This is a genomic window from Gardnerella sp. DNF01198P, from assembly GCF_049244165.1.
In the GTDB taxonomy this organism is placed as follows: Bacteria; Actinomycetota; Actinomycetes; order Actinomycetales; family Bifidobacteriaceae; genus Bifidobacterium; species Bifidobacterium swidsinskii.
The window spans coordinates 983,115-1,007,130 of record NZ_CP058382.1 but is presented as its reverse complement, the minus strand read 5'-3'; the positions used below and the strand labels follow the sequence as shown (position 1 = coordinate 1,007,130).

The window sequence follows — 24,016 nt, the reverse complement described above, 5'->3', positions numbered from 1 at the left end:
TTAAATAACGTTACTTAAGCAGCACAGTTTCGCTTGAAAACTAAATTGCAATAAATAAACGAAATAAGCAAAAGTCCACACTTCTTAAAGTTGTGTGGGCTTTTGTGTGTATTACAGCCGATTGACTAATATGAGATTGTTTATTGAACCCAAGTTTTATTTGCTTGATTACGCTAGGAAGGTTGCATTCAATGTTGGAATCATTACGCAGCGGGTTTAAGCGCACTATTTCTCCAATTGCAAAATTGCTAGTCCGATTAGGCATAAGTGCTAACTGTGTAACAATTGTCGGCACAATAGCTGTAGTTATTATTGCTTTTGTTACTGCTTTTACTAAACAGTTTGTTGTTGGCACTATATTTTTAACTATTTTTGTGCTTGCAGACAGTTTAGATGGTTCTGTTGCTGCTTTGACAACAGGCGGCACAAAATTTGGTGCATTTCTTGACTCAACTCTCGATCGCATTGCAGACTGGTCATTATTTTCCTCTGTATGCATTTGTTTGTATGAAGCTCACGAAAAAGATATGTGCACTTGGATTTCAACTTTGAATGGCAAAGCAATAAAGTGTGTAGGATTATTAAGCTGTTTGGTTGCTCTTATGGCAGCTTTCGTAACTTCATACACTCGCGCTCGCGGTCAGTCAATAAATGTAGATCCTAAAAAAGGTTTAATAACTCGTGCAGATAGAGTTGCTGTGATTCTTGTTGCTATGGGGCTTGTTGGTCTTACAAATCAACTTTTTTGGTTAAGTTTTGCTATGATTCTGCTTGCTATTGGCGGTATTATTACAGTTTTCCAGCGTATTTTTGAAGTAAAGCATGGGCTTGATATAAAAGATAAATAAAATTTGTCGCGAAAGCGCAATAAAATCGTTTCGTTTGATTAACTGTACGTTTTAGGAGTATCATGTCAGGTCATTCCAAGTGGGCGACTACAAAGCACAAGAAGGCCGCTATCGACGCAAAGCGTGGCAAGCTTTTTGCCAAGCTTATTAAGAACATTGAAATTGCTGCACGTTTGGGTGGTGGCGATCCTGATGGTAACCCTACGCTGTACGATGCCATCGTTAAAGCTAAGAAGGCTTCCATGCCTGCTGACAATATCAAGCGCGCTGTAAAGCGTGGTTCTGGTGAAGAAGCTGGCGGCGCAAACTATGAAGAGATTGTTTACGAAGGTTACGCTCCTGCAGGTGTTGGATTGATTATTGAATGCCTTACTGATAACCGTAATCGTGCTGCTGCTGATGTGCGTTCAACTCTTACTAAGGGCAACGGTTCTTTGGCAACAAGCGGTTCCGTGAGCTTCAACTTCGAACGTAAAGGTTTGATTGAAGTTCCATCCGAAGGTGTTGACTACGATAAGCTTTTCGAAGTTGCAGCTGAAGCTGGAGCTGAAGATGTTGCTGATGATGGCGATGTTTATTCTGTTTACACCAATTCCAGTGATTTGGTAACTGTGCGTAAGGCTTTGCAGGAAGCTGGTTTCGACTATGATTCTGCAGATATTATTATGCATCCAAATAATGAGGTTGAATTGAGCTTCGAAGATGCTCAAAAGGTTTCTCGCTTAATCGATAATCTCGATGACTTGGACGATGTTCAGAATATTTACAGCAACTGGACCGCTTCAGATGAAGTTATGGCTCAGCTTGAGGAAGCTGAATAGTCTCCTATGATGATTTTGGGCGTTGACCCCGGGCTTACTCGCTGCGGGGTCGGCGTGATTGAAGCCGGCGTCTCGCGTCGGCTTTCTTTTATTCACGTCGATGTGTTGAGGTCTGAGCCTGATCTTTCGCAAGATTTGCGACTTTTAAAGATTTATAATGGATTAGTTGAAAAAATTGAGCGTTTTTCGCCTGATACTGTGTCTATTGAACGTGTTTTTGCGCAAGAAAATCGAAATACTGTTCTTGGCACTGCACAGGTTGCAGGTATTGCAATGCTTGCTGCAGCTCAGCGCAATATTCCTGTTGCTTTACACACTCCTACTGAAGTTAAACTTGCTGTAGCTGGAAACGGAAAAGCTCAAAAACCTCAAGTAGAGCGCATGGTCGCGCGACTACTTGGACTTAATGTTTTGCCTACTCCTGCTGATGCTGCCGACGCTTTAGCTCAAGCTATTTGTCATGCTCTTCGTCCTTCTGGTGCTTTACAAGGTGGCGAGCGCGAGCAGCATCTAACTGCTGCGCAGAAACAGTGGGCTTTAGCTCAAGCTCAGGCGCGTAAATCTTCTTCTGTCGTTCGAGGCATGTAGGATATTAATAGAACAGATGTTCTATTATAATTGTATTTGACTTTATGTGCTTTAAGCTATGAGTTTTTGTTAAGTGGGAGTGAGTTTATGATTGGAATGCTTGTTGGACAAGTTGCGTCAATTGATGCTCGTTCTGCTCTTATTGTTGTTTCTGGAGTTGGCTATGAGACTTATATGCCTTCTCAAGATTTGTCTTCTTTGCATGAAGGCCAGGAAGTTCGCGTTTATACGTCGCTTCAAGTTTCGCAAGATGCTTTAACTCTTTATGGTTTTACAACTCAAGCTGCTAAACGAATGTTTTTGCAAGTGCAAAAAGTTAGTGGAATTGGTCCTAAAGTTGCTCTTTCTATGCTTTCAACTTTGAATGTTGATCGTCTTTTACAAGCTATTTCTGAGGGAGATGTAACTTCTCTTTCTTCTGCTCCTGGTTTAGGGAAAAAGGGTGCGCAGAAGATTATTTTGGAATTGAAGGGTTCTCTTGATTCTTCAATACTGGCAGATAGTTCTAATGATTCTACTCAATCTAATAAGCAGATTGTTGATTCTAGCGTGCAATGCGTAATAGAGGGTCTTGTTTCATTGGGTTGGAGACAAGTTGACGCTCAAAGAGCAGTTGAGCAAGTTTGTGCAGAGAATAATATTTCAATTCCTATATCTGATGCAGATTTGCCTAATGTTTTACGAATGGCATTAGCTTCACTTGATAGGGGTAGGTAATCATGTTTGTAAAGAATCTAGTATTGGGGGAGTTGAAGTGAGTGAAGAGTATACTTCTGCGCTAAATACTGGTGTTGCTGAAGAATCCTTACGCATGGTTTCTTCAACGCCTTTAGGAAATGAGCAACTCAGTGATGAGGAACTTCGTCCTCGCGCATTAGAAGGTTTTATTGGTCAACCAGTTTTAAAAGCGCAATTGCAACTGTTTTTAGATGCTGCTAAAAAGCGTGATGTTGCGCCTGACCATATGTTATTGGCTGGCCCTCCTGGATTGGGAAAAACTACATTAGCAATGATTGTTGCTAATGAATTGCAAGTTCCTATTCGAATTACTTCAGGTCCTGCTATCCAGCATGCTGGAGATTTAGCTTCTATACTAAGCGCGCTTGACGCAGGTGAGGTGTTGTTTATTGACGAAATCCATCGTTTGCCTCGTGCTGCAGAAGAGTTGCTTTATATTGCTATGGAAGATTTTCGCGTTGACGTTATGGTCGGCAAAGGTCCTGGTGCCTCATCAATACCGCTAACTCTTCCTCGTTTTACTGTAGTTGGAGCTACCACTAGGGAAGGAATGTTGCCTTCTCCATTGCGCGCTCGTTTTGGTTTTACTGCTCACCTTGATTTTTATCCTCACGAAGAGCTTGAAAAACTTATTGAGCGATCTGCTAAAGTCTTAGGAATTCGCCTTATAGATCAAGCTGCTAAAGAGCTATCGTTACGCTCTCGTGGCACTCCTCGTATAGCGAATCGCTTGTTGAGACGTGTCAGAGATTGGGCTATTGTGCATGATTTGTCAGAAGTAAATCATGAAGCTGTTGTTGAAGCGTTAGCTTTATACCAGATTGATACACAAGGTCTTGATCGACTTGATATTGCAGTTTTGAAGGCTATGGTTTGTCAGTTTAACGGTGGACCGGTTGGTCTTAATAATCTAGCTGCAATGGTTGGTGAAGAAGCTGAAACTGTTGAAACAGTATGTGAACCATATCTAGTGCGTGAAGGATTCTTAATTCGCACTCCTAAAGGTCGTGTTGCAACTAGTAAAGCTTGGAAACATTTGGGCTTTAAAGAGCCTAGTAATGTCAGTGAGCTAGCTTAAAATAATTAACTTGGACGGCATTTCGACCGTCTTAGGGTTGGATACTTAAGGAGTTTACTTTGCCTCAATTTTTCCAGCAGTATGGCATGCTTATTATTCTCGTTGTAGCAATGGTTTGCATGATGATGTTCCAGACTCGCAATGCTAAGAAGCGTCAAGCTGAAATGCGTTCCTTCCATGAATCTTTGGAACCAGGTACTGAAATTATTACAATCGGCGGCATTATCGGCAAGATTGTAAGCGTAGATACTCAATATGAAGAGATTGTTATCGATTCAGAAGGTAGCTTGATGCGAGTATCTTTCCGCGCTGTGAACAGATTGTATGTGCGTCCAGCATTTATTAGCGATGAAGAAGCAGAAGAAGCTGCACAAGCTGAAGAAGCTAAGCAAGATGATGCAAATAAATCTGTAAACGAAGATAACGAGCCAGTATCAGAATCTGCAGCTTCTGAAAAGTAATAACTTTTATCTCATAAATTTATAATTTAATACTTAAGTCGTGATGTGTGAGTCAGCACATGTCTCACGCATCACGCGAATATGTGACATTCTTTCCATATTCCAATAACAAGTCTTGTGAAGAAAAGAACGTTAGGATTATGACAGCAACGGATATTACAGTGAAAACGTTGAAAACAGTAAGCAACGATGATGCCGCTTATCTTGCTTCTTTGATTCGTACCGTTCCAGGATTCCCCAATCCTAGTATTATATTCCGTGATTTTCTTCCTATATTTTCAAATGCGCGCTCTTCGCGAATTCTTATTGATTCTTTGATTGATGCCTTGCCTGTGCCAGCTGATTCAATTGATTTGATTGCTGGGCTTGAAGCTCGAGGCTTTCTTTTTGGACCATTATTGGCATCTCGGTTAGGCAAAGGTTTTCTTGCTATTCGTAAAGCTGGTAAGCTACCTCCTCCAGTTATTACTGAGTCATACATGCTTGAGTATGGTCAGGCAAGTATTGAAATTGAAAGCGACGCTATTAAGCCAGGTCAACGTGTGCTTATTGTTGACGATCTTATTGCAACTGGAGGCACTGCAAAAGCTGCTGCAAATATTGTCAAGCGCGCTCAAGGAATAGTTGCAGGTTTTAGTTTTGTTATTGAACTTACTGGTATTAGTGGAATGAGTGAATTATGCGATTATCCTTGCAGCAGTTTAATTACTATGCCAGCTTAAAAGTTTATTATTATCGCTTATTATTAAAGTAATATCCTATTTAAAACAATATATTGGTTTTGCACCTAAAAGAATTGAAAGGAAAAGGCATGGTTGAAAAGCTTAAGTCATCCTTAATAAACATGTCTAAAGGTGTAATAACTCCTGTTATTGTTATTCTTATTTTTTCTCTTACGATAGGTCTTTTCTTATCTCTCACACTTCTTGTGGTTTCTATCGAAGAAGGAACAGGTAATCTTTCTGAATCTGCAATGTCTATGACTTGGGCTGTGTTTATGTTTGCTCAAGGCGTGGGTCTTACTTTTGGAAATTGCATTCTTACGATTATTCCTTTAGGCCTTACTTTTCTACTTATTTCAACGCTTGTATGCTTAATTCGTCGTATTAAAGGTGGGAATATAGCATATTTTACTGGGCTTGTAGTCTGGGCTGCTATTAATGCGATACTTTCTCAAAATACGCATGTTACTTTACTTGATTCTACTTTTATTGTTGCTTGTAAATCTTCTTGTGTTTATTTAATTTCGTTACTTATAGCGGTTTTTCCAAGCAGCTCACTGTTTGTATCTGCTAAGCAGCGTTATAAGCAAATATGTCCTGAGTATATTCAAAAAAATATTCGTATTACTAAGCGAACTGCGGTAATTTTGTTCGGTTTATATGCTTTTGTTGCACTAATAACTGTTGTGGTTTGGGCTTGTACAAATTTTGGTTATGTTAATTCATATTTCAATAAATTAGGCATGCAAAATGGTTCGCGTATTCTTACAACTATTGCTTGCTTAGTTTGGTTGCCTAATGTTGCTATTTGGGCATTATCTTGGATTTGTGGATCTGGATTTAATATTGGATCTGTTGCACAATTTACTTTAACAGTTTCTCAACGTAAATCTTTGCCGCCTATTCCGGTTTTTGGAATATTTCCTGATGCTGTTATTGACGTTGTGCATCGCACTGTTTTTTACTCTATAGTTCCAACTTTATGCTTTATTGTAATGCTTGTAACTTTATTGCATAAAAGCGGCTGTGGCTTGCGCCTAAAAAATATTATTGATAAAACTGAGCGGGAGTCTTTTATGTTGAACGCTATAGAAGCTGCAACTGATAGTGTTGGCGTATCCGCTTTAATTACAATTATGTGGACTGTTGTTTTTTCAATAGCAAATGGTTCATTAGGGGAATGTCGACTTTCTTATATTGGAGTTGACATTATTGAAAGTACTAGAGCTGTTGGTCATCTTACTCTATACGCTTCTGCTGTAGCATTGGTTATTTCAATTTTTAGTATTCTACTTATTTGTGGTGCGAGATATTGCTTAAATCTTATTGTTGCTAGTAAGTCGAATAAACCTGTAAAATTTGCAGAATTAATCGAAAATAAGGCTAGTAATAAAAATAATCAACCTTTGCCTTTGAAAAAAGCCGCTCCTAGGACGGTTTCATCGAAGGCTAAAAGAAAATAATTCCTCACTACTATTTTGGGAAGGAAGGCCGCCGTGCAACAGACACAGAGCAAAGAATCAAACGCAAATGTGCTGATAACCACAGGTGAAAGGCAAATTCGTAGAGTTCTTGTTTCAGTTTTTCATAAAGAAGGACTTGAAATATTAGCTGAAGCATTTAGAAAGGCTGATACTGAAGTAGTTTCAACCGGCTCTACTGCTGCTAAATTGGCGGAACTTGGCGTTCGTGTTACTGAAGTTTCTGACGTTACTGGTTTCCCAGAAAGTCTTGATGGAAGGGTGAAGACTTTAGATCCGCATATTCACGCTGGAATTCTTGCAGATATGAGTAATGCTGATCATGTAAAGCAACTTGAAAAGCTAAACATAAAGCCGTTTGATGCTGTAGTAGTTAATTTGTATCCGTTCGTAGACACTGTAATGAGCGGTGCTGATAGTGACGCAATTATTGAAAAAATTGATATTGGTGGACCTTCTATGATTCGTGCTGCAGCAAAGAATCATAAGTCTGTTGCCGTTATTACAGATCCTGCAGATTACCAGCTTTTAGCTAATAGAATCGTTTCAGGTGAAGGCTTTAATTTGCAAGAGCGCGAATATTTGGCTGGTAAAGCATTTGCTCATACAGCAGCTTACGATGCTTCTATATCTGAGTGGACAAGTAAAGCATGGCAGAAGCCTGAAAGTTTGAACACAAATGATGAAGAAGATAGTAAAAATGCTGAATCTGTAAAGCTTCCTGCAAACTACACGCGCACTTGGAGCTTAGAGCATACGCTTCGATATGGCGAGAACCCTCATCAGCAAGCAGGATTGTATTTAGATCCTCTGCATAAGGGCGGTTTAGCTCAAGCTGAGCTTCTTGGCGGAAAACCTATGAGCTACAACAATTATGTGGATGCGGATGCTGCTTGGCGTGCGGTTTGGGATTTTGCTCCACAAATTGCAGTTGCTGTTTGCAAGCATAATAATCCATGCGGTTTAGCTATTGGAACTAATGCAGCTGAAGCTCACAAGAAAGCTCACGCTTGCGATCCTGTAAGTGCTTACGGTGGTGTGATTGCTTCAAATACTACAGTCACTTTAGAAATGGCAGAAAGTGTGCGTCCAATTTTCACAGAGGTTATTGTGGCTCCAGACTATGAGCCTGAAGCTTTGGAATTGCTTCGCACTAAAAAAAAGAACCTCCGCATTTTGAAGGTTGCAACTCCGCCAGTTTTAGGTTTGCAAGTTCATCCTATTGACGGCGGTGCTTTAGTTCAGTCTGCAGATAAGATTGATGCAGTTGGTGATAATCCTGAAAACTGGACGCTTGTTTCTGGAGATCCTGCTGATGCTGATACTTTGCGCGATTTGCAATTTGCCTGGCGTTCGCTTCGTTGTGTAAAGTCTAACGCAATTCTACTTGCGCATGATAATGCTACTGTTGGCATTGGTATGGGGCAGGTTAATCGCGTGGATTCGTGCCATTTGGCTGTTGAACGTGCGAATACTTTGGCTGATGGTGCTGAACGTGCTCGTGGAGCTGTTGCGGCTTCGGATGCTTTCTTCCCATTCGCTGACGGTCCGCAAATTTTGATTGAAGCTGGCGTTCGCGCAATCGTGCAGCCTGGTGGCTCTATTCGCGACGAAGAAGTGTTCGAAGCTGCGCGCAAATCTGGTGTAACGATGTACACTACCGGTACTCGTCACTTCTTCCACTAAAATTGCTTTAGCTAAGATTCATAGACAAATAAATTAATCAATATTATGGATGCAGCGTTTGTGTACTTCAAGCGCTGCATCTTTGTGTTAGTACCTAAAACAACTCATGTTTTCTTATCGCGGAGCAGGTATGATACAAGTATGACAGATAGTGAGCATCAGACTAGAAGCACTAAAACGGAACATCCGTACGTGTCGGAAAAACGTGAGGGTAAACCTTATGCTGAATGGATTGTAGCAATTATTATTGGACTTTGCGCATTATTGGCATTTATAGGATATGTAAAAGCCGCCACAGTTGTTATTTCTGTGACGGCTGTACTTCTAGGAGTTATGCGCTTAATTATGCGTCAGCGTAGCCCTTGGAAAGTTCGCTCAGTTGGCTTTGATTCTTTCATCAGTATTACGCTCGGCATAGGTTTGCTTATAACATACGCTTCAATTATATTTTTGCTATAATTTTATTCTTAAAGATTGTTCGCAACGTTATTGTCAGATACGTTTTGAACGTATTCATAGCTCATATCTGGTGCTACAGGAGCATCTGCTTTTGTGTCTGCAAAGTTTTGTATTGGTGCAGGATTTGTTTCATTTGATACAGCAGGTTTTTGTGCTGAGTTTGAAAGAAGCTTTGTTAATAGCAAAACTAGGCTAACAAGCGCTGCAGCAAAAATTGGAGCAATCCAGAATACCCACAATTGACTTAGTGGTTTAACTTCCAAATCATGAGAGTTTGCGAATAATGCAATGCCGGTAGAACGAGCAGGATTCAAACCAGCTCCTGTAATTTGATATGTAATGAAAGCGCCAGCTGCGTATGCAATACCGATGTGTGTTGCATAACCGCATTTAGTATTACCTTCATGGTCTGTGCTGCGCAATGCAGTGGCAACAATCAAAATAACAGCAATAACTTCAACTAATAACGCAGATACTATTCCGAAAGACAAGTTTATTTCTTTTAGTTGACGTGCAGAAAGAGATGCCTTTTCGAATCCGTTTACTATTGAAACAAACCAATACTTTTTGTCAAAACCTGAGCCTTGGCCAACTTGTGATGGATTAATGCTTGAATTCTGCTGAGGAATAATAAGAATGAACAATCCTGCAGCTGCAATAGCACCAAGAACTTGGGCAACAATGTAGCATAATCCTGCAGTGTATGAAGTGCGTCCAGTAAGCATCGAAGCAACTGTTACTGCAGGGTTAAGGTGGCCTCCAGAAACTTTAGATGCAATATATGTCGCTGCAGCATAAGCGATACCAGTGCCGGCAGCAATCATTAAAACGTTGATTCCGTACATTACGGTAGTAAGAGAATAAAAAGTGTAAACAACGAACATCGCTAAAGCTGTAGCAATAAATTCAGTACCAATACGAACAATAAGTGGCGCAGCAGTTTTAGTTGTGCTGCACGGTGTATCTGTAGTTTTAATCATAACTTTCCTTAATTTTAGTTGTGCCGCTTTGTTAATGATTGCAACACAATGAAACCTAGGCTATATTATCACGGCTATGCCATACGGTAACATAGAAAGACGTGGTGTTTTTTGATTTATTGAAAATTTAATAAATTGCCACATGCATTAGTAAGTTAATGAGTAATGAATTGCTTATACTGCGTATTCTTGAGTAAATTCTGGCGCAAGTATGTATGTAATTCTTTAGGTCACGTTGGGAGAACGATGCCAAACGCATATTCCCGCGCCAATCAGGCGCATTCAGATGACAACAACGCCATTCGACTGCAGAAGCTGCTTGCTGAAGCGGGATTTGGTTCAAGACGCAAGTGTGAAGAGATTATTCTTGACGGGCGTGTTGAAGTAGACGACGAATTGGTTACAACACTTGGTACTCGAGTAGATCCAAAACGTCAAAAAGTGCGCGTTGATGGATCTCGCGTAAAGTTCAACACAAAGCTAGTAACGCTCGCATTGCATAAGCCTAAGCGAGTTCTTAGCGCAATGGACGATCCAAAAGGTCGCTTTACTTTAAGAGATATTGTTGGAGACAAGTACGAGCGAATTTTCCACATGGGACGCTTGGATTACGATTCTGAAGGTCTTATTTTAATGACCAACGATGGCGAGCTAAGCCAGCACGTAATGCACCCAAAGTATGAGGTTGAGAAAACTTATATTGCAACTGTTGAAGGCAAAATCAACGGTATGGTTTGCCGCCGCTTGGTTTCGCAAGGCGTGAATCTTGAAGATGGTTGGATTAAGCTCGACCGCTGCGCAATAATCGACCAGAATCACGACACAACCATGGTAAAAGTTGTGTTGCATTCTGGCAAAAATCGTATTGTTCGCAGGATTTTTGGAGCCGTAGGATACCCTGTAAAGCGTCTTGTTCGTACGCAAATTGGCCCTATTAAATTGGGTGACTTAAAAGCTGGATCGTATCGCGTGCTTTCTCAAACAGAAGTGCGTTCGCTTTCTAAGGAGGTTGGCCTGTGATTTGTGTAGCAATTGATGGACCAGCAGGAGTAGGTAAGTCTTCTACTTCTCGTGCTTTAGCACAATACTACGGTTTTGCGTATTTAGATACGGGTGCAATGTATAGAGCTGCTGCTTGGTGGTGCTTGAAACAAGGTATTGACTTAAGCACGAAGCTTGAATTGGATGAAGAAGGAAATCCTGTAAATCCAGCGGATACTGAACGTTTTAATCAAATCATTGAAGCTGTTGGAGCCTTATTTACTGAAAGTGACGCTGACTTTAGTGTTGATCCTAAGAATCCTGTAGTGACTGTCGAAGGTGAGGATATTAGCGAAGAATTGCGTTCCAGCGAAGTTTCTTCGCATGTGTCTACTGTATCTTCGATTCCTGTAGTTCGCCGTATGCTTATTGCTGCTCAGCGAGCGTATATTGCTTCAGAGTCAGATGAAGATTCTTTCTCAGGCGGAGAGGGAATAGTTGCAGAAGGACGCGATATTACTACTGTTGTTGCTCCTAATGCTCAAGTTCGAGTGCTTCTTACTGCACGCGAAGAAGTGCGTCAAGCTCGCAGAAACAAGCAGAATATTGCGCAAGAAAATTTGCAAAATAATGAATCTAAAAATAATGAATCTGAAGAAGACGATATTCGCGCTCGTGACGCTAAAGATGCTAAAGTTACGCATTTTCTTCAAGCAGCAGACGGTGTTACAACGCTAGATAATTCTGATTTGACTTTTGAGCAGACTCTCGATGCTCTTGTTGAAATGGTTGACGCTGCTATCGAGCAAGATGAGTACGACCGCTATGCTGCTAATCTTGAAGGCTACGATCTTGACGATGAAGACCGTGCGCTTCTTCGAGGCGGCGAAGTAAGTCAAGACGATGCAAAAGACTCTAAAGCTGTTGGAGTAATCGCCATTATAGGTCGACCAAACGTTGGAAAGTCAACGCTTGTAAATCGTATTTTGGGTCATCGTGTAGCTGTTGTAGAAGATACTCCAGGTGTTACGAGAGATCGCGTAAGCTACGACGCTGAGTGGGCTGGAACCAACTTCAAGCTGGTTGACACTGGCGGCTGGGAAGCAGATGTTGAAGGCATCGATTCTTCTATTGCTCAACAAGCGCAAGTAGCAGTGCGTTTAAGCGATGCTGTGATTTTCCTAGTAGATGGTCAAGTTGGTTTAACAGCTACAGACGAGCGTATTGTTTCAATGCTTCGCGCTGCAGGTAAGCCTATTACTCTGGCAGTTAACAAGGTTGACGATGCTAGAAGCGAGTATTTGACTGCAGAGTTTTGGAAGCTCGGAATGGGTGAGCCTTACGGAATTTCTGCAATGCACGGCAGAGGCGTTGGAGATTTGCTTGATGCAGCTCTCAATTCTTTGAAGAAAGCGAATAAAACTTCAGGATTCTTAACTCCAGAAGGACTTCGCAGAGTTGCTTTAGTAGGTCGTCCAAACGTTGGTAAGTCTTCGCTTTTGAATCATTTAGCTCATGAAGAGCGATCTGTTGTAAACGATTTGGCTGGAACTACTCGTGACCCTGTTGATGAGGTTGTGCGAGTTGACGGCGAGGATTGGCTGTTTATTGACACTGCTGGTATTAAGCGCAGGCAGCACAAGCTTACGGGTGCTGAATACTATTCTTCACTTCGTACGCAAGCTGCGATTGAACGCTCGGAACTTGCTTTGATTCTTTTCGATTCTTCCCAGCCTATTGCAGAGCAGGATTTGAAAGTTATGAGCCAGGCTGTAGACGCGGGTCGCGCAATCGTACTTGTGTTTAACAAGTGGGACTTGATGGACGAATTTTCCAGACAACGTATGGAACGCTTGTGGAAAACTGAGTTTGAGCGCGTAACTTGGGCTGAGCGCGTAAATCTTTCCGCAAAAACAGGATGGCATACGAATCGTCTTGCGCGCGCTATGCGAACAGCTTTAGACAGCTGGGATAAGCGTATTCCTACAGGCAAGCTCAACGCTTTCTTAGGTCGTATTCAGTCTGCTCATCCGCATCCTTTGCGAGGTGGAAAGCAAGCGCGAATCTTATTTGCTACGCAAGCTTCTACGCGTCCTCCGCGTTTCGTAATATTCACAACCGGCTTCTTAGAGCACGGATACCGTCGCTTTATTGAGCGATCACTTCGAGAAGAATTTGGATTCGAGGGAACTCCTATTCAAATCTCCGTAAAAGTACGAGATAAGAAGAAGCGCAAATAAAGCGCGATTAAGTCACAAGTAAGTTGGTGTTAAGTAAAGTAGGAGCGTATATGGCTGGTTTGAGCGAGTTAGCTTTCGATTTGCATCATGCTAGCGAAGATGAGATTTTTCAAGCATTTGTTGATTGGGTTAAAGATAACAAACATGTAGATTTGTGGCCGCATCAAGAAGAATCCATCATGGATTTGCTTGCAGGAGACCACGTTATTTTAAACACTCCAACAGGTTCTGGAAAATCTCTAGTAGCACTCGGCATGCATTTCACAGCACTCGCCACCGGCAGACGCTCCTACTATACTGCGCCAATTAAAGCTCTCGTATCCGAAAAATTCTTCGATTTAGTAGCTATTTTTGGGCGTGACAACGTTGGTATGATTACAGGCGACTCGCATATTAATGCGGATGCTCCAATAATCTGCTGCACGGCGGAAATCTTAGCAAATCAAGCTTTACGTGAAGGCGTAAATGCTGAAGTTGATTGCGTTGCAATGGACGAATTCCACTACTATGGTGATCCAGAGCGTGGATGGGCTTGGCAAGTTCCGCTGCTTACACTTCCAAATACGCAATTCTTACTTATGAGTGCAACTCTTGGAGACGTAACGGATATTGCGGAACGCTTAGAAAAATCAACAAAAAGAAACGTAGATATTATTGCAGACGCTCCAAGACCAATCCCGCTCGAATACGAGTACACAGATAAGCCGCTTGCAACAACTGTAGAACTCTTATTTAACAAGGGTTTAACGCCAATTTACGTAGTTCATTTTTCGCAAGATGCAGCTCTTGAAACAGCGCAAGCGCTCGCAAGTACGGGAGTTTCAAGCAAAGAGCAGCGAGACAAAATTGCTCAAGCCATTAAAGGTACTAAATTTACTACAGGTTTCGGCAAAATTTTGCAAAGAATACTTAGAACCGGCGTTGGAGTGCATCATGCTGGCATGCTTCCGCGCTACCGCAGACTTGTCGAACAGCTGGCTCAGCAAGGACTGCTACCAGTTATTTGCGGCACAGACACTCTCGGCGTTGGCATTAATGTGCCAATTCACTCTGTTGTGCTTACAGCGCTAACAAAGTTTGATGGGAATCGTAGTCGCAAGCTTCGCGCTCGCGAGTTTCATCAAATTGCAGGTCGTGCAGGCAGAATGGGGTTTGATACAGAGGGCTTAGTAGTTGCAGAGGCTCCAGAGTTCGAGATTGAAAACGCGCGCGCTGTTGCAAAAGCTGGCAATGACCCTAAAAAGCTTAAAAAAGTTAAGCGTAAGAAGGCTCCAGAAGGATTTGTAGTTTGGGGCGAGCCAACGTTTACTAAGCTTATTGAAAGTGCTCCAGAAACTTTGAATCCGCATATGGTTGTAACGCATTCAATGATTTTGAACGAAGTTACGCAAGGCGGAGACGCTAGAGCACGCGTTGAAAAACTTATTGAAGATAGTGCACAAAAGCCGCAAGATAAAGAGAAATTGCTTGAGCGTTGCAACGATATTTTCCAAACTCTGCTCGATACTCAAGTGATTGAATGCAGAGAGTTTTCGGATGGTTCTTGCGATTATGATCTTGATGTTGCTATGCCAGAGGGTTTTGCTCTAGATCAGCCGCTTTCTCCGTTCTTGCTCGCAGCTTTGGAACTTCTTGACCCAGAATCTCAAAGCTACGCGCTTGACGTAATTTCTATGGTTGAAGCAACTTTGGATGACCCTAAGCCTGTGCTTCGTGCTCAAGAGCGCAAAGCTCGCGACGCTGCAATGGCTGGCATGAAAGATGATGGCGTTGACTACGAGGAGCGCATGGAACGCTTGGCGGAAGTCAGTTACCCTAAGCCTCTTGGAGATTTGCTTGAGCCTGCTTTTGCACAGTATCGCAAGGATGTTCCTTGGGCAAACGACTACTGGATTAAGCCTAAATCTGTGCTTCGAGACATGGTTGAAACTGCTTCCGATTTTACTGGATATATTTCGCGCTATGGCATTGCTAGAAGTGAGGGAACGCTTCTTCGCTATCTTTCGGACGCTTACCGTTCGCTTGCTCGCACTGTGCCAGAAGATATGTTTAACGAAGAATTGCGTGACATTATTTCGTGGCTTCGTCTTGTTGTGCGCTCTATTGATTCAAGTCTTGTTGACGAGTGGGAGAGCGCAGGAGGGTCTGACGCTGAAGCTAGTGCAGTAACTACGGCTGCACCTTCAACTGCTGAGTCTGTTGTTGAGGATCGTCGTGGACTTATTGTGTTGATTAGAAACGCAATGTTCCGCCGCGTGCAGCTTATGGATTTGGAAGATGCGGATACTTTAGGAGAGCTTGACAAAGCTTGGGGTTACGGCGTTCATGAGTGGAATGATGTGCTTGACGACTATTATGATGAGCACGAGTATGTTGGTATAGATGCTAAAGCTCGTAGTGGCGACTTGTTTATTTTGGATGATTCTCTAGAAAAAAGTGAGCATTCTTGGAAAGTTCGGCAAATTATTGACGATTCAGACGGGGATCATAATTGGGCTATTACTGGCGTTGTCGATTTAGATACAACGCAAGATGAAGGTGAAGTTGTGTTCTTCGATTACCAAGTTTCGCACGTGTGATTTTTAAAAATGTGCTAACAGAATGCGAAATGCAAGACGCAAAATGCAATCGAACGTTTGTTCTATATGTAGTGTAAGCTGGTATTTATGGAGCAGGATTTATTTGCAGCAAGTAGCGTGCCGAGTGATGTAACTCGTCCGCTGGCAGTGCGTATGCGCCCGAGCAGTATTGAAGACGTGCTAGGGCAGTCGCATGCTCTAAAAGAAGGTTCGCCTTTGCGTAGGCTTGCAAATCCGCAATCTAAAGGTTCTCTTACTGCTCCAAGTTCTGTTGTGTTGTTTGGTCCTCCGGGAGTCGGTAAGACTACGCTCGCTTATATTGTTGCTCGTCAGTCTGGTCGAGTGTTTGAAGAGCTTTCTGCTGTAACGTCCGGAGTTAAAGACGTTCGTGCGGTACTTGATCGAGCGCATGAGCGTTTAGTGAGTAATGGTCAAGAAACAGTTTTATTTATTGACGAAGTTCACCGTTTTTCTAAATCTCAGCAGGATGCTTTGCTTCCAAGCGTTGAAAATCGCGACGTAACTTTTATTGGTGCTACTACCGAAAACCCAAGCTTTTCAATCATTAAGCCGTTACTTAGCAGATCAGTAGTTGTTAAACTTGCGTCGCTTAGCGTTGAAGATTTGCATACGCTTATTGAACGTGCGCTAACTAGCGAAAACGGTCTTAATAATCAGCTTAAAATCAACGATGACGCTATTGATTCTATTATTCGTTTAAGTGGGGGAGATGCTCGTAAAACTCTCACCATTTTAGAGGCGGCTGCAGGGGCAGTAACAGGAGATGTTGCGTTACAGCACGGCAAAAAGAAGCCTGTAATTACTGCTGATATTGTTTCTAACGTAATGGATACTACTACAGTTCGTTACGACAAAGATGGCGACGATCATTACGATGTGATTTCTGCTTTTATTAAATCGATGCGTGGAAGTGATGTTGACGCTTCTTTGCATTACTTAGCGCGAATGCTTAGAGCTGGGGAAGACCCGCGTTTTATTGCCAGGCGAATTATGATTGCTGCTGCAGAAGAAGTTGGTATGGCAGCTCCGCAAATTTTGCAAGTAACTGTTGCTGCAGCTCAAGCTGTTGCTTTAATCGGCATGCCGGAAGCGCGCATTATTCTTTCTGAAGCTGTGATTGCTGTAGCAACTGCTCCTAAATCAAACGCAAGCTATAACGCTATTAATAAGGCTTTGCAAGACGTTGATGCTGGAAATATTGGTCAAGTGCCTCTTCATTTACGCAACGCCCCGACTGCTTTGATGAAAAGTTGGGGAAACCATGACGGGTACAAGTATGCTCACGATTATCCGGGTGCTGTGGCATCGCAACAGTATATGCCAGATGAGCTAGTTGGTCGCGAATACTATCAGCCGTCGAATCGTGGCTACGAGCATGAGCTTACTCAACGCTTATCTCAAATCCGTGCCATTCTTCACAATTCTGAAAATAAAAATAATAAAACTAATTCGTAAATGTTTTATTCATTTATTCACGCACAAGCATAATGTGTTCAACGCTGTCTAATGGGGATACGCGGAACAAAACAAAACGATTGCCGATTACTTGCACGACTTCGGCACCGAGCTTTTGAGCAAGTGCATCAGCAGCTTCTTTGGCGCTTAATCCGGAACCATCTTGCACAGCACACTTCATGAGCTCGTGGTACTGCATGGTTTCGTCTGCTTGCTTCACAGCTGCATCAGTAATATCGTTCTTGCCAACGTATAAAAGTGGGCTAAGCGTATTAGCGAGCGCGCGAAGCTGCTTAATCTGCTTCTTTGTCAATGCCATAAGGAGTCCTTTCAAATGCAAGTTTTATAACGCAAATATTACATAAATTACATAGTGCTTAACGGATTATACAGTATATTGCGAATTGTTGCATGTGATAATACAAATTTATTTATTGCGCATTTATTCCGTAGTTATTCCGTATTTATTGCGCTTGCTGCAAAAGGTGAAATATTTTCAAAATTTTTTATTACAAAGGTAGCATTTTGCACACAATAATCGCGCTTACAACACAAAGAGTAACTACTAATAGCAGTACATCTTTTATACGCATTTTCCATGAGTGCAAGTGAGTTCTTTCAGCTCCAGGCGCGTAGCAGCGTGCATCTAATGCGAGCGCAAGAATGTCAGCATGGCGAATTACTCCTGCAAAACCTGGCACAATTAAAGCTGTTATGGCGTGTACTCGTTGTTTAAAAGAACCATCTCGAATGCTACTTCCTCGAGCGATTTGCGCTAGTGCCACAGAGTGCGCTTCTGCACTAAGTGTTGGTAAGAACCGTAGCGCTAGGCTCATAATAAGTGCTATTTCTTGCGTTGGTATTCCAATATGTCGAAGTGGTGATAGTAATCGTGTGCAAGATTCGTTAAGTGTTGTCTGACTCATTGTTAATACTAGAACTGCTCCAATGATAATAACAAGCGAGAATCGTGTTGCAAAAAGTATTGCATAGTTAATTCCATTGGTTGTAATAGGAATAGTTGCAATATTTGCTAGCACTGTGCCGGTTCGCACTGCGAGAATGTTAAGTAGTCCGGAGAAAACAAATATTGCAATAATCATGTGCAGCGAAGCAATAAGTTTAACGAATGGTATTTTTGCAGCAACAGTTAGAGTAAATGTTACAAAAGCAAGAATAGCTAACTGTATGTAGTTAGTAATACTAAAAGCACTTAGCATAAGAATAAAGCATGATAGAAGCGTCGCGCGTGGGTCAAAAGATTTAAGTAGTGAAGTTGTTTTTGCTTTTGTGGAACTTTCTTTGTTTTTGGTATTTTCAATATTTTTTGCTGTGCTGCATTCTTTATTGCTTGCTTTATTCCTTGTTTTTAATGTTACTAGTCTTGCGCCTAAATTTTCTGCTTCTTGAAGATTATGCGTAATAAGTATTATGGTTACGCCTTGATTATGTAGCATTCCAAGAATTTTTCGGATACGTAACGCAGCTTCAAAATCTAATCCAGCTGTTGGCTCATCCAGTACGAGTACGCGTGGCTTGCAAGCTAAAACGCCAGCTATTGCAACAAGACGCTGCTGACCTCCAGAAAGCGCAAAAGGTGATTTTTCGGCCAAATTCTCAAGGTTCAGTAAGCGTAGTGTTTCATCCACACGTTCTTTAAGAGCACTGTCTTTTAGCCCAAAATTTTTTGGCCCATAAGCGACATCGTTCCGTACTGTATCAGCAAAAAGCTGTTGTTCTGGCAGTTGCATAACGTAGCCAATTGTTTGATGTAGTTTTTGTCGTATTATTCTAGATGTTTTACCTTTAACAGATATGCCATGTACTGTTATATTTCCTGAATTGGCTTCTAACAATCCACACATTGTTTTAGCAAGAGTTGATTTACCGCAGCCGTTTTCGCCCATTATTGCAACTGTTTCGCCGCTTTTAACAGTTAGTGAATAATCGTCAATAACAGCTGGAGAAGTTTTATCATATTGAACAGTTAGTCCGGAAATTTCTACAGCGATATCTGACTTATTTTCTTTGAATCTGCTATCTGTTAAGTTCTTGTTCTCGCTAATTTTAGTTACATGATTATTTGCTGATTCAATATTAGAAAAGTAAGTTTTTAAACCATTAAAGCTTATTTCTTTCAGGTTACCATTTTCTAGTAAAAGTATGCGATTTGCGCGTTTGCATTCCTCAAAATTATGTGTAATTTGAACGATAGTAGTGCCATTTTTGTGCAAATTATCAAATAAAGCATCAACGTCTTTACGTGCGAACGAGTCGAGCATAGAAGTAGGTTCGTCAAGAACAAGCAGTTTAGAATTCATAGCAATAGCACTTGCTAAAGCTACTCGTTGCTGCTGTCCGCCGCTCATAGTGCTAGGGTCAGCATAACGTTTATCTTCCATATGAACAGTTTTTAAAGCTTCACTGATACGCTTATACATTGCTTTTTGAGGGAATTGCAAATTTTCTAGTCCAAAAGCAACATCTTCTTCAGTAATTGTGGTAATAATCTGGTCTTCAGGACTTTGGAAAAGTGCACCAATATATTTTCGTGCATTTTTATATGATTCAGCACAAGCAGTAGTATTTTCAAAAACTTTTTCGCCGCACAATGTAACATAACCGCTATCTGGAGCTGTTAAACCTGCAATAATTTTTGCTAAGGTTGATTTACCAGAACCGTTTAATCCCACAATTGCCACGCGTTCGCCAGGATTAATTGTAAGACTTAAATTATTAAGCGTCCAAGTTTTTCCATCATCGTAGCTAAAGCAAATATTTCGCAACACTACTTGCGAATTGTTTTCAATCATGTGCTTCTTAGCTTCGTTCATGCTATTACTTGTGCTGATATTATGCATAACTATTCCGTTTGGGATAATTATTTATTTTCGTGTAGCAGGTTAGAAATTGGTTTGTAAATAAGCATAGTTACTACTACGTGCAAAGCAAGTTTAATAATATTAAATGGCAGTAATGCTGGAAGAATAAGAGCCGCAACCTGCGAAACAGTTATGTGAGCGTAAAGAGGAGTAATAACAAGATTTCCACCTATTGCAAGAGCAATAGCAACAATCGAGCCTGCCAAAAGTGCAATGATTGCGCCTTTTTTGGTATGCATTTTTTTGTATACGATTGCTGCTGTAACGCTAGCTCCTAAAGATACTAGCACTGCCATAACTGTGCCGAGTGGATTGGTAAATAAGTGTGGTGCAAAGCCGAGTATGCTTACGATTGCTGCAGCTGCAGGACCATACGCGAATCCTGCTACGAGACACACGATTCCAGAAGGATCGTATTTAAGATAGCTGAGGTCTGGAATAAGCGGGAATTCTATGAAACTTACCGCCATTGAAAGCGCCACGAATAGAGCGTATTTTGCTATTTTTTCACTAGACCAGTTAGAATTCTTTGCATAAGTTTGGTGATTATTTGTATTAGAAATGCCCATGATGGGTCTCCGTTTCTTTCATCCGGACTGTAACCGTTGGCTTCGGAATTTAACCGAATCAGCAGCTTGTAAGCTGCTCGCGGGCTTCAAAAACGCATGAAACACGTATTTTGTTACCGCCAGTAAGGATTTTCACCTTCCCTGAAACTAACTATTCTTTTGTATCTCATGCTAAGAACATTGTTGTGATAATTGTGTGGCGAGGGTAGGTGCGAGAATACAAGTATGAGCAATACGAGTGCATCAAAAAAAATTAGTACTAATAACGCAACTAGCATTGATAAATTAGCTATTGTTGTTGTCACTTATAAGCGTCAAGAGCTTTTGGAGAATTTATTCCATTCGTTTGAATGTTTAAAAGAATGCCCTTGGCGTATTGTCGTTGTTGACAATGAGTGCAGTGACAAAACCGGCGAAATGGTTGCTCGTCTTGAAGCTTCTTTAACTAATCGTTGGGGTAAAGCTCAAAAAGATTGTGAAGGCAATGAACTTCATGTTGTGTATGCTCCGCAAGATGAAAATCTTGGTGGTGCTGGCGGTTTTAGTGCTGGTGTTAAAAAAGCTTATGAACTTGGAGCTAAGTGGTTCTGGGTTATGGATGACGATGTTGAAACAGTGCCTGAATCTATTGAGCGTCTTGCTCCTTGGACTAAGCGTCACGCTGTTGTTCAAGGAAGTCGTTTAGATTACGACGGCGGTAATTTCTACTGGCAGTATGATTTTTTGGTTCCGCTTGGTATTCCAAATCCTATTGCTCCTGCTGCTTTCGGCAGAGCTGGATACAAAGTTATGAATACGATGTGTTTTGAGGGCGGCTTGATTCGTCGAGATATAGTTGAAAAAATCGGCTTCCCGGATTCGCGCTACTTTATTTACTGGGATGATACTACTTACGGGTATCTTGCGAGTAAGGTTACGAACCCTATTGTTGTTCCGGATATTATTCTTCGTCGCACTCGTGATATTCCTAATTGGGATATTGCAGGAGTGCGTCAGCTAAATTCAACATCGGACATGAATCGTTATCATATTATGCGAAATAGAGGCTTTATGGCTCGCTACTTTATGGTTTATGGTGATTTTCGTCCGTTTATGTTTGCGCTTGGAACTGCTTTAACAGCTGCTAAAGAGATTATTCGTTTGATTGCTGTCGATCGTGAGCATATTATTTCGGGTATTGGTAAATTGTTTACCGGTTGGATTGATTCTCGAAAAATTTTGCACGATCAAGACTGGAAACCTATGCCTTCGTTGAAGTAGAAGTTAGTAAACAGTAAGCGTGTCGTATCAGATATACGATAGAATACTGGTAATTGTCCATACAGCACACATTCAGAGGGGAGTGTTAGTGAAATGATTGACACTGCACAAGCATTTGGCGTCGATATTGGTGGATCCGGTATTAAGGCTGCTCCAGTAAATTTGGAAAAGGGAGAGTTCGCAGAACCTCGATACAAAATTCTCACTCCTGCGGTTTCTACGCCTCAAGCAGTTGCAGATATTGTTCGTCAGCAGCTTGAACATTTTGAAGTACCTGCAGATGTTCCTGTTGGAATTGCGTTCCCTGCTCCAATTAAGCCTGGTAAGAAGCTTGATTTTATGGCAAATCTTGACCAGTCTTGGATTGGTGTTGATGTTACTGAAGTCTTTAGCGAGGCTTGTGGTCGTCCTGTAACAGTAGTTAACGATGCCGATGCTGCTGGTTTAGCTGAGCAGCGTTTTGGTGCAGCAAAAGACAAGGATGGCTTGGTTATTGCTACTACTCTGGGCACTGGTATTGGCACGGCTTTGATTTACAACGGTGTGCTTATTCCAAACACTGAGCTTGGTCATATTCAGCTTGAAAAAGGTAAAGGCGATGCTGAAAAGTACGCTGCTTCTTCTGTTCGTGAAAAGTTGGATATGGGCTATAAGAAGTGGGCTAAGCGTTTGACTAAGTACTACGGCTTGATGGAAAAGTATTTCAACCCAGATTTGTTTGTTGTCGGTGGTGGTGTTAGCCGCGTAAGCGAAAAGTTCTTGCCGCATATCGATATTAAAACTCCTATTGTTGTTGCAACATTGCATAATGAGGCTGGAATTATTGGTGCAGCTTACTATGCAATGCAAAAAATGCAGCAAAACTAAAAAATAACTAAATATTATTTGTTATCTATTGAGCTGGGTGAGCAGTTTATGCTGCAGCCCAGCTTTTGTTATGCCAAGTGTTAGGGTAGTTTCGTGCGATTTTCTTCTAGAGTAGATGTGAGTGAGCCAAATCCTATTATTTTAGCTCAGCGAAAAGCTATTTTTAATGGCGTAAAGCTTACTAAATTAAACGATTCCAATCCAACGTCTCACGGCTTAGCTCCTCAATGTTTAAGCGGATGTTACACAGCAGACCCTAGAGGTCCTAAGGAAATTCGCGATATTCTTTCAAACTTCATCAATAAGCGAGATAACCGCACTGAAAAGTCTGTTCCACCAAAGCTTAATCCAGATCAGCTTTATGTGCTTTCTTCAACTTCTCAAGCTTACGCATGGCTTATGATGCTTTTATGCGATGCAGGGGATGCTGTTATGGGACCAACTCCTGGATATCCTCTTATAGAGTCTATTGCACGCTTGCAATGCGTGAATGCAATACCGTATCCTTTGCACTATGATGGTTCTTGGACTATTGATATTGCGCGTGTTAGAGAACTTTTAGAAGATGCGTCTTTGCGTATTAAAGCTCTTGTGCTTATTAATCCAAATAATCCTACAGGCTCATATGTTAAGCCTGAAGAACGTGAAATACTATTGCAATTATGTCGTGATAATGGTGTTGCGATTATTGCAGACGAAGTATTTTATGAATATTCGCTTGAATCTTTTGCTGGCAATGCTCGTTTTGCTGGAGAATCTTCTACTTTAGTTTTTGCGCTTGATGGATTCTCCAAAATGCTTGCTGCTCCTCACGCCAAAGTTGGTTGGATTGAAGTTTCAGGTCCTAAAGATGATGTTTATGAAGCACAAAAAAGGCTTGACGTTATAGCGGATGATTTTTTGCCTATTGGTAATACTGTTTCTGAGCGAATACCAGAATTATTGCAATATGCATCTTCTCAAAGCGCTATTGTACGGAATCGTGTTATTAATAATCTGCATACGCTTCGAGAAACATTGGTATCCACGCCTAAATGCTGTGTTAGCGCGTTGCGTGCAGAAGGCGGATGGAATATTTTATTGCGTGTACCATCTTGCATTGACGATGATGTATTAGCTTTGAGATTGATGAAAGATTATAATCTAGTTTCTCAACCTGGATATTATTTCGATATGCCAGTTAATGGGTATTTAGCATTGTCATTATTGCCAGAGCCGCAACAGTTTATTAGCGGATTACATGCGCTTCTTCGAACTGTAGATGCATTGTTAGAAGAATAGTAATTATATAAATAATTAT

General features: G+C 41.5%; 21 protein-coding genes and 1 riboswitch. Of the genes, 17 read left to right on the top strand and 4 right to left on the bottom strand.

The features are described from left to right. Positions 1-191 precede the first annotated feature (191 nt). From HXT44_RS04390 to HXT44_RS04345, 10 genes are all read left to right on the top strand, one after another. Complete coding sequence (locus tag HXT44_RS04390) at positions 192-848, top strand: CDP-alcohol phosphatidyltransferase family protein (RefSeq protein WP_421782573.1); 657 nt, start codon at positions 192-194, stop codon at positions 846-848. A gap of 62 nt (positions 849-910) precedes the next feature. Then, positions 911-1,669: a YebC/PmpR family DNA-binding transcriptional regulator gene (locus HXT44_RS04385; protein WP_004108813.1), complete on the top strand. Its 759-nt coding sequence runs from the start codon at positions 911-913 to the stop codon at positions 1,667-1,669. Between the two features lie 6 nt (positions 1,670-1,675). Then, a complete protein-coding gene (gene ruvC, locus HXT44_RS04380; protein WP_012914216.1) occupies positions 1,676-2,257 on the top strand; it encodes a crossover junction endodeoxyribonuclease RuvC in 582 nt (193 codons plus the stop codon). Positions 2,258-2,344: 87 nt separating this feature from the next. Beyond that, complete coding sequence (gene ruvA, locus HXT44_RS04375; RefSeq protein ID WP_004108817.1) at positions 2,345-2,974, top strand: Holliday junction branch migration protein RuvA; 630 nt, start codon at positions 2,345-2,347, stop codon at positions 2,972-2,974. Positions 2,975-3,068: 94 nt separating this feature from the next. Next, complete coding sequence (gene ruvB / locus HXT44_RS04370; RefSeq protein WP_217431467.1) at positions 3,069-4,073, top strand: Holliday junction branch migration DNA helicase RuvB; 1,005 nt, start codon at positions 3,069-3,071, stop codon at positions 4,071-4,073. A gap of 59 nt (positions 4,074-4,132) precedes the next feature. Further along, positions 4,133-4,534, top strand: coding sequence for a preprotein translocase subunit YajC (gene yajC, locus HXT44_RS04365; RefSeq protein ID WP_004108823.1), 402 nt, complete (start codon positions 4,133-4,135; stop codon positions 4,532-4,534). Between the two features lie 140 nt (positions 4,535-4,674). Then, positions 4,675-5,256, top strand: a complete 582-nt coding sequence (locus tag HXT44_RS04360; protein WP_012914213.1) for an adenine phosphoribosyltransferase — start codon at positions 4,675-4,677, stop codon at positions 5,254-5,256. Between the two features lie 89 nt (positions 5,257-5,345). Then, on the top strand, positions 5,346-6,719 hold the full coding sequence (locus HXT44_RS04355; protein ID WP_033888439.1) for a DUF6350 family protein: 1,374 nt from the start codon (positions 5,346-5,348) through the stop codon (positions 6,717-6,719). Between the two features lie 33 nt (positions 6,720-6,752). Further along, positions 6,753-8,423 carry a bifunctional phosphoribosylaminoimidazolecarboxamide formyltransferase/IMP cyclohydrolase gene (gene purH / locus HXT44_RS04350; protein WP_004108847.1) on the top strand — a complete coding sequence of 557 codons (1,671 nt, stop codon included), beginning with the start codon at positions 6,753-6,755 and terminating at the stop codon, positions 8,421-8,423. A 141-nt stretch (positions 8,424-8,564) separates the two neighbouring features. Further along, positions 8,565-8,882 (top strand): hypothetical protein, encoded by a 318-nt coding sequence (locus HXT44_RS04345; RefSeq protein ID WP_012914210.1) that lies wholly within the window; start codon positions 8,565-8,567, stop codon positions 8,880-8,882. 8 nt (positions 8,883-8,890) lie between these two features. On the opposite strand, the gene HXT44_RS04340 is transcribed toward HXT44_RS04345, so the two are convergent. Continuing rightward, the gene (locus HXT44_RS04340; protein WP_004108851.1) at positions 8,891-9,862 is read right to left on the bottom strand and encodes an MIP/aquaporin family protein; all 972 of its coding nucleotides are present in this window, start codon (positions 9,860-9,862) and stop codon (positions 8,891-8,893) included. A 246-nt stretch (positions 9,863-10,108) separates the two neighbouring features. On the opposite strand from HXT44_RS04340, the gene HXT44_RS04335 reads away from it, so the two are divergent. From HXT44_RS04335 to HXT44_RS04320, 4 genes are all read left to right on the top strand, one after another. Then, a complete protein-coding gene (locus HXT44_RS04335; RefSeq protein ID WP_004106562.1) occupies positions 10,109-10,882 on the top strand; it encodes a pseudouridine synthase in 774 nt (257 codons plus the stop codon). Then, entirely contained in the window at positions 10,879-13,083 is a 2,205-nt protein-coding gene (gene der / locus HXT44_RS04330) for a bifunctional cytidylate kinase/GTPase Der (protein ID WP_116431662.1), read from the top strand. Before HXT44_RS04335 ends, der begins: the two co-directional genes overlap by 4 nt. Positions 13,084-13,133: 50 nt before the next feature. Continuing rightward, the gene (locus tag HXT44_RS04325; RefSeq protein WP_004108857.1) at positions 13,134-15,662 is read left to right on the top strand and encodes a DEAD/DEAH box helicase; all 2,529 of its coding nucleotides are present in this window, start codon (positions 13,134-13,136) and stop codon (positions 15,660-15,662) included. 87 nt (positions 15,663-15,749) lie between these two features. Then, entirely contained in the window at positions 15,750-17,138 is a 1,389-nt protein-coding gene (locus tag HXT44_RS04320) for a replication-associated recombination protein A (protein ID WP_004108860.1), read from the top strand. 13 nt (positions 17,139-17,151) lie between these two features. Here HXT44_RS04320 and HXT44_RS04315 read toward each other — a convergent pair whose 3' ends face one another. The 3 genes from HXT44_RS04315 to HXT44_RS04305 all read right to left on the bottom strand — a co-directional run bounded on the left by HXT44_RS04315 (position 17,152) and on the right by HXT44_RS04305 (position 20,589). Beyond that, positions 17,152-17,457: a YhbY family RNA-binding protein gene (locus tag HXT44_RS04315; protein ID WP_004108863.1), complete on the bottom strand. Its 306-nt coding sequence runs from the start codon at positions 17,455-17,457 to the stop codon at positions 17,152-17,154. A 190-nt stretch (positions 17,458-17,647) separates the two neighbouring features. Then, positions 17,648-19,972 carry an energy-coupling factor transporter ATPase gene (locus HXT44_RS04310; RefSeq protein WP_004108869.1) on the bottom strand — a complete coding sequence of 775 codons (2,325 nt, stop codon included), beginning with the start codon at positions 19,970-19,972 and terminating at the stop codon, positions 17,648-17,650. Positions 19,973-20,019: 47 nt separating this feature from the next. Further along, on the bottom strand, positions 20,020-20,589 hold the full coding sequence (locus tag HXT44_RS04305) for an ECF transporter S component (RefSeq protein WP_004108872.1): 570 nt from the start codon (positions 20,587-20,589) through the stop codon (positions 20,020-20,022). A 6-nt stretch (positions 20,590-20,595) separates the two neighbouring features. Then, a riboswitch (FMN riboswitch) is annotated at positions 20,596-20,742 on the bottom strand. Positions 20,743-20,814: 72 nt separating this feature from the next. Between HXT44_RS04305 and HXT44_RS04300 the strand changes: the two genes are divergently transcribed. The 3 genes from HXT44_RS04300 to HXT44_RS04290 all read left to right on the top strand — a co-directional run bounded on the left by HXT44_RS04300 (position 20,815) and on the right by HXT44_RS04290 (position 23,997). Then, positions 20,815-21,849 carry a glycosyltransferase gene (locus HXT44_RS04300; RefSeq protein WP_004108875.1) on the top strand — a complete coding sequence of 345 codons (1,035 nt, stop codon included), beginning with the start codon at positions 20,815-20,817 and terminating at the stop codon, positions 21,847-21,849. Between the two features lie 93 nt (positions 21,850-21,942). After that, entirely contained in the window at positions 21,943-22,716 is a 774-nt protein-coding gene (gene ppgK, locus HXT44_RS04295) for a polyphosphate--glucose phosphotransferase (protein WP_004108876.1), read from the top strand. 93 nt (positions 22,717-22,809) lie between these two features. Further along, positions 22,810-23,997 (top strand): pyridoxal phosphate-dependent aminotransferase, encoded by a 1,188-nt coding sequence (locus tag HXT44_RS04290; RefSeq protein ID WP_004108878.1) that lies wholly within the window; start codon positions 22,810-22,812, stop codon positions 23,995-23,997. Positions 23,998-24,016: the final 19 nt, after the last annotated feature.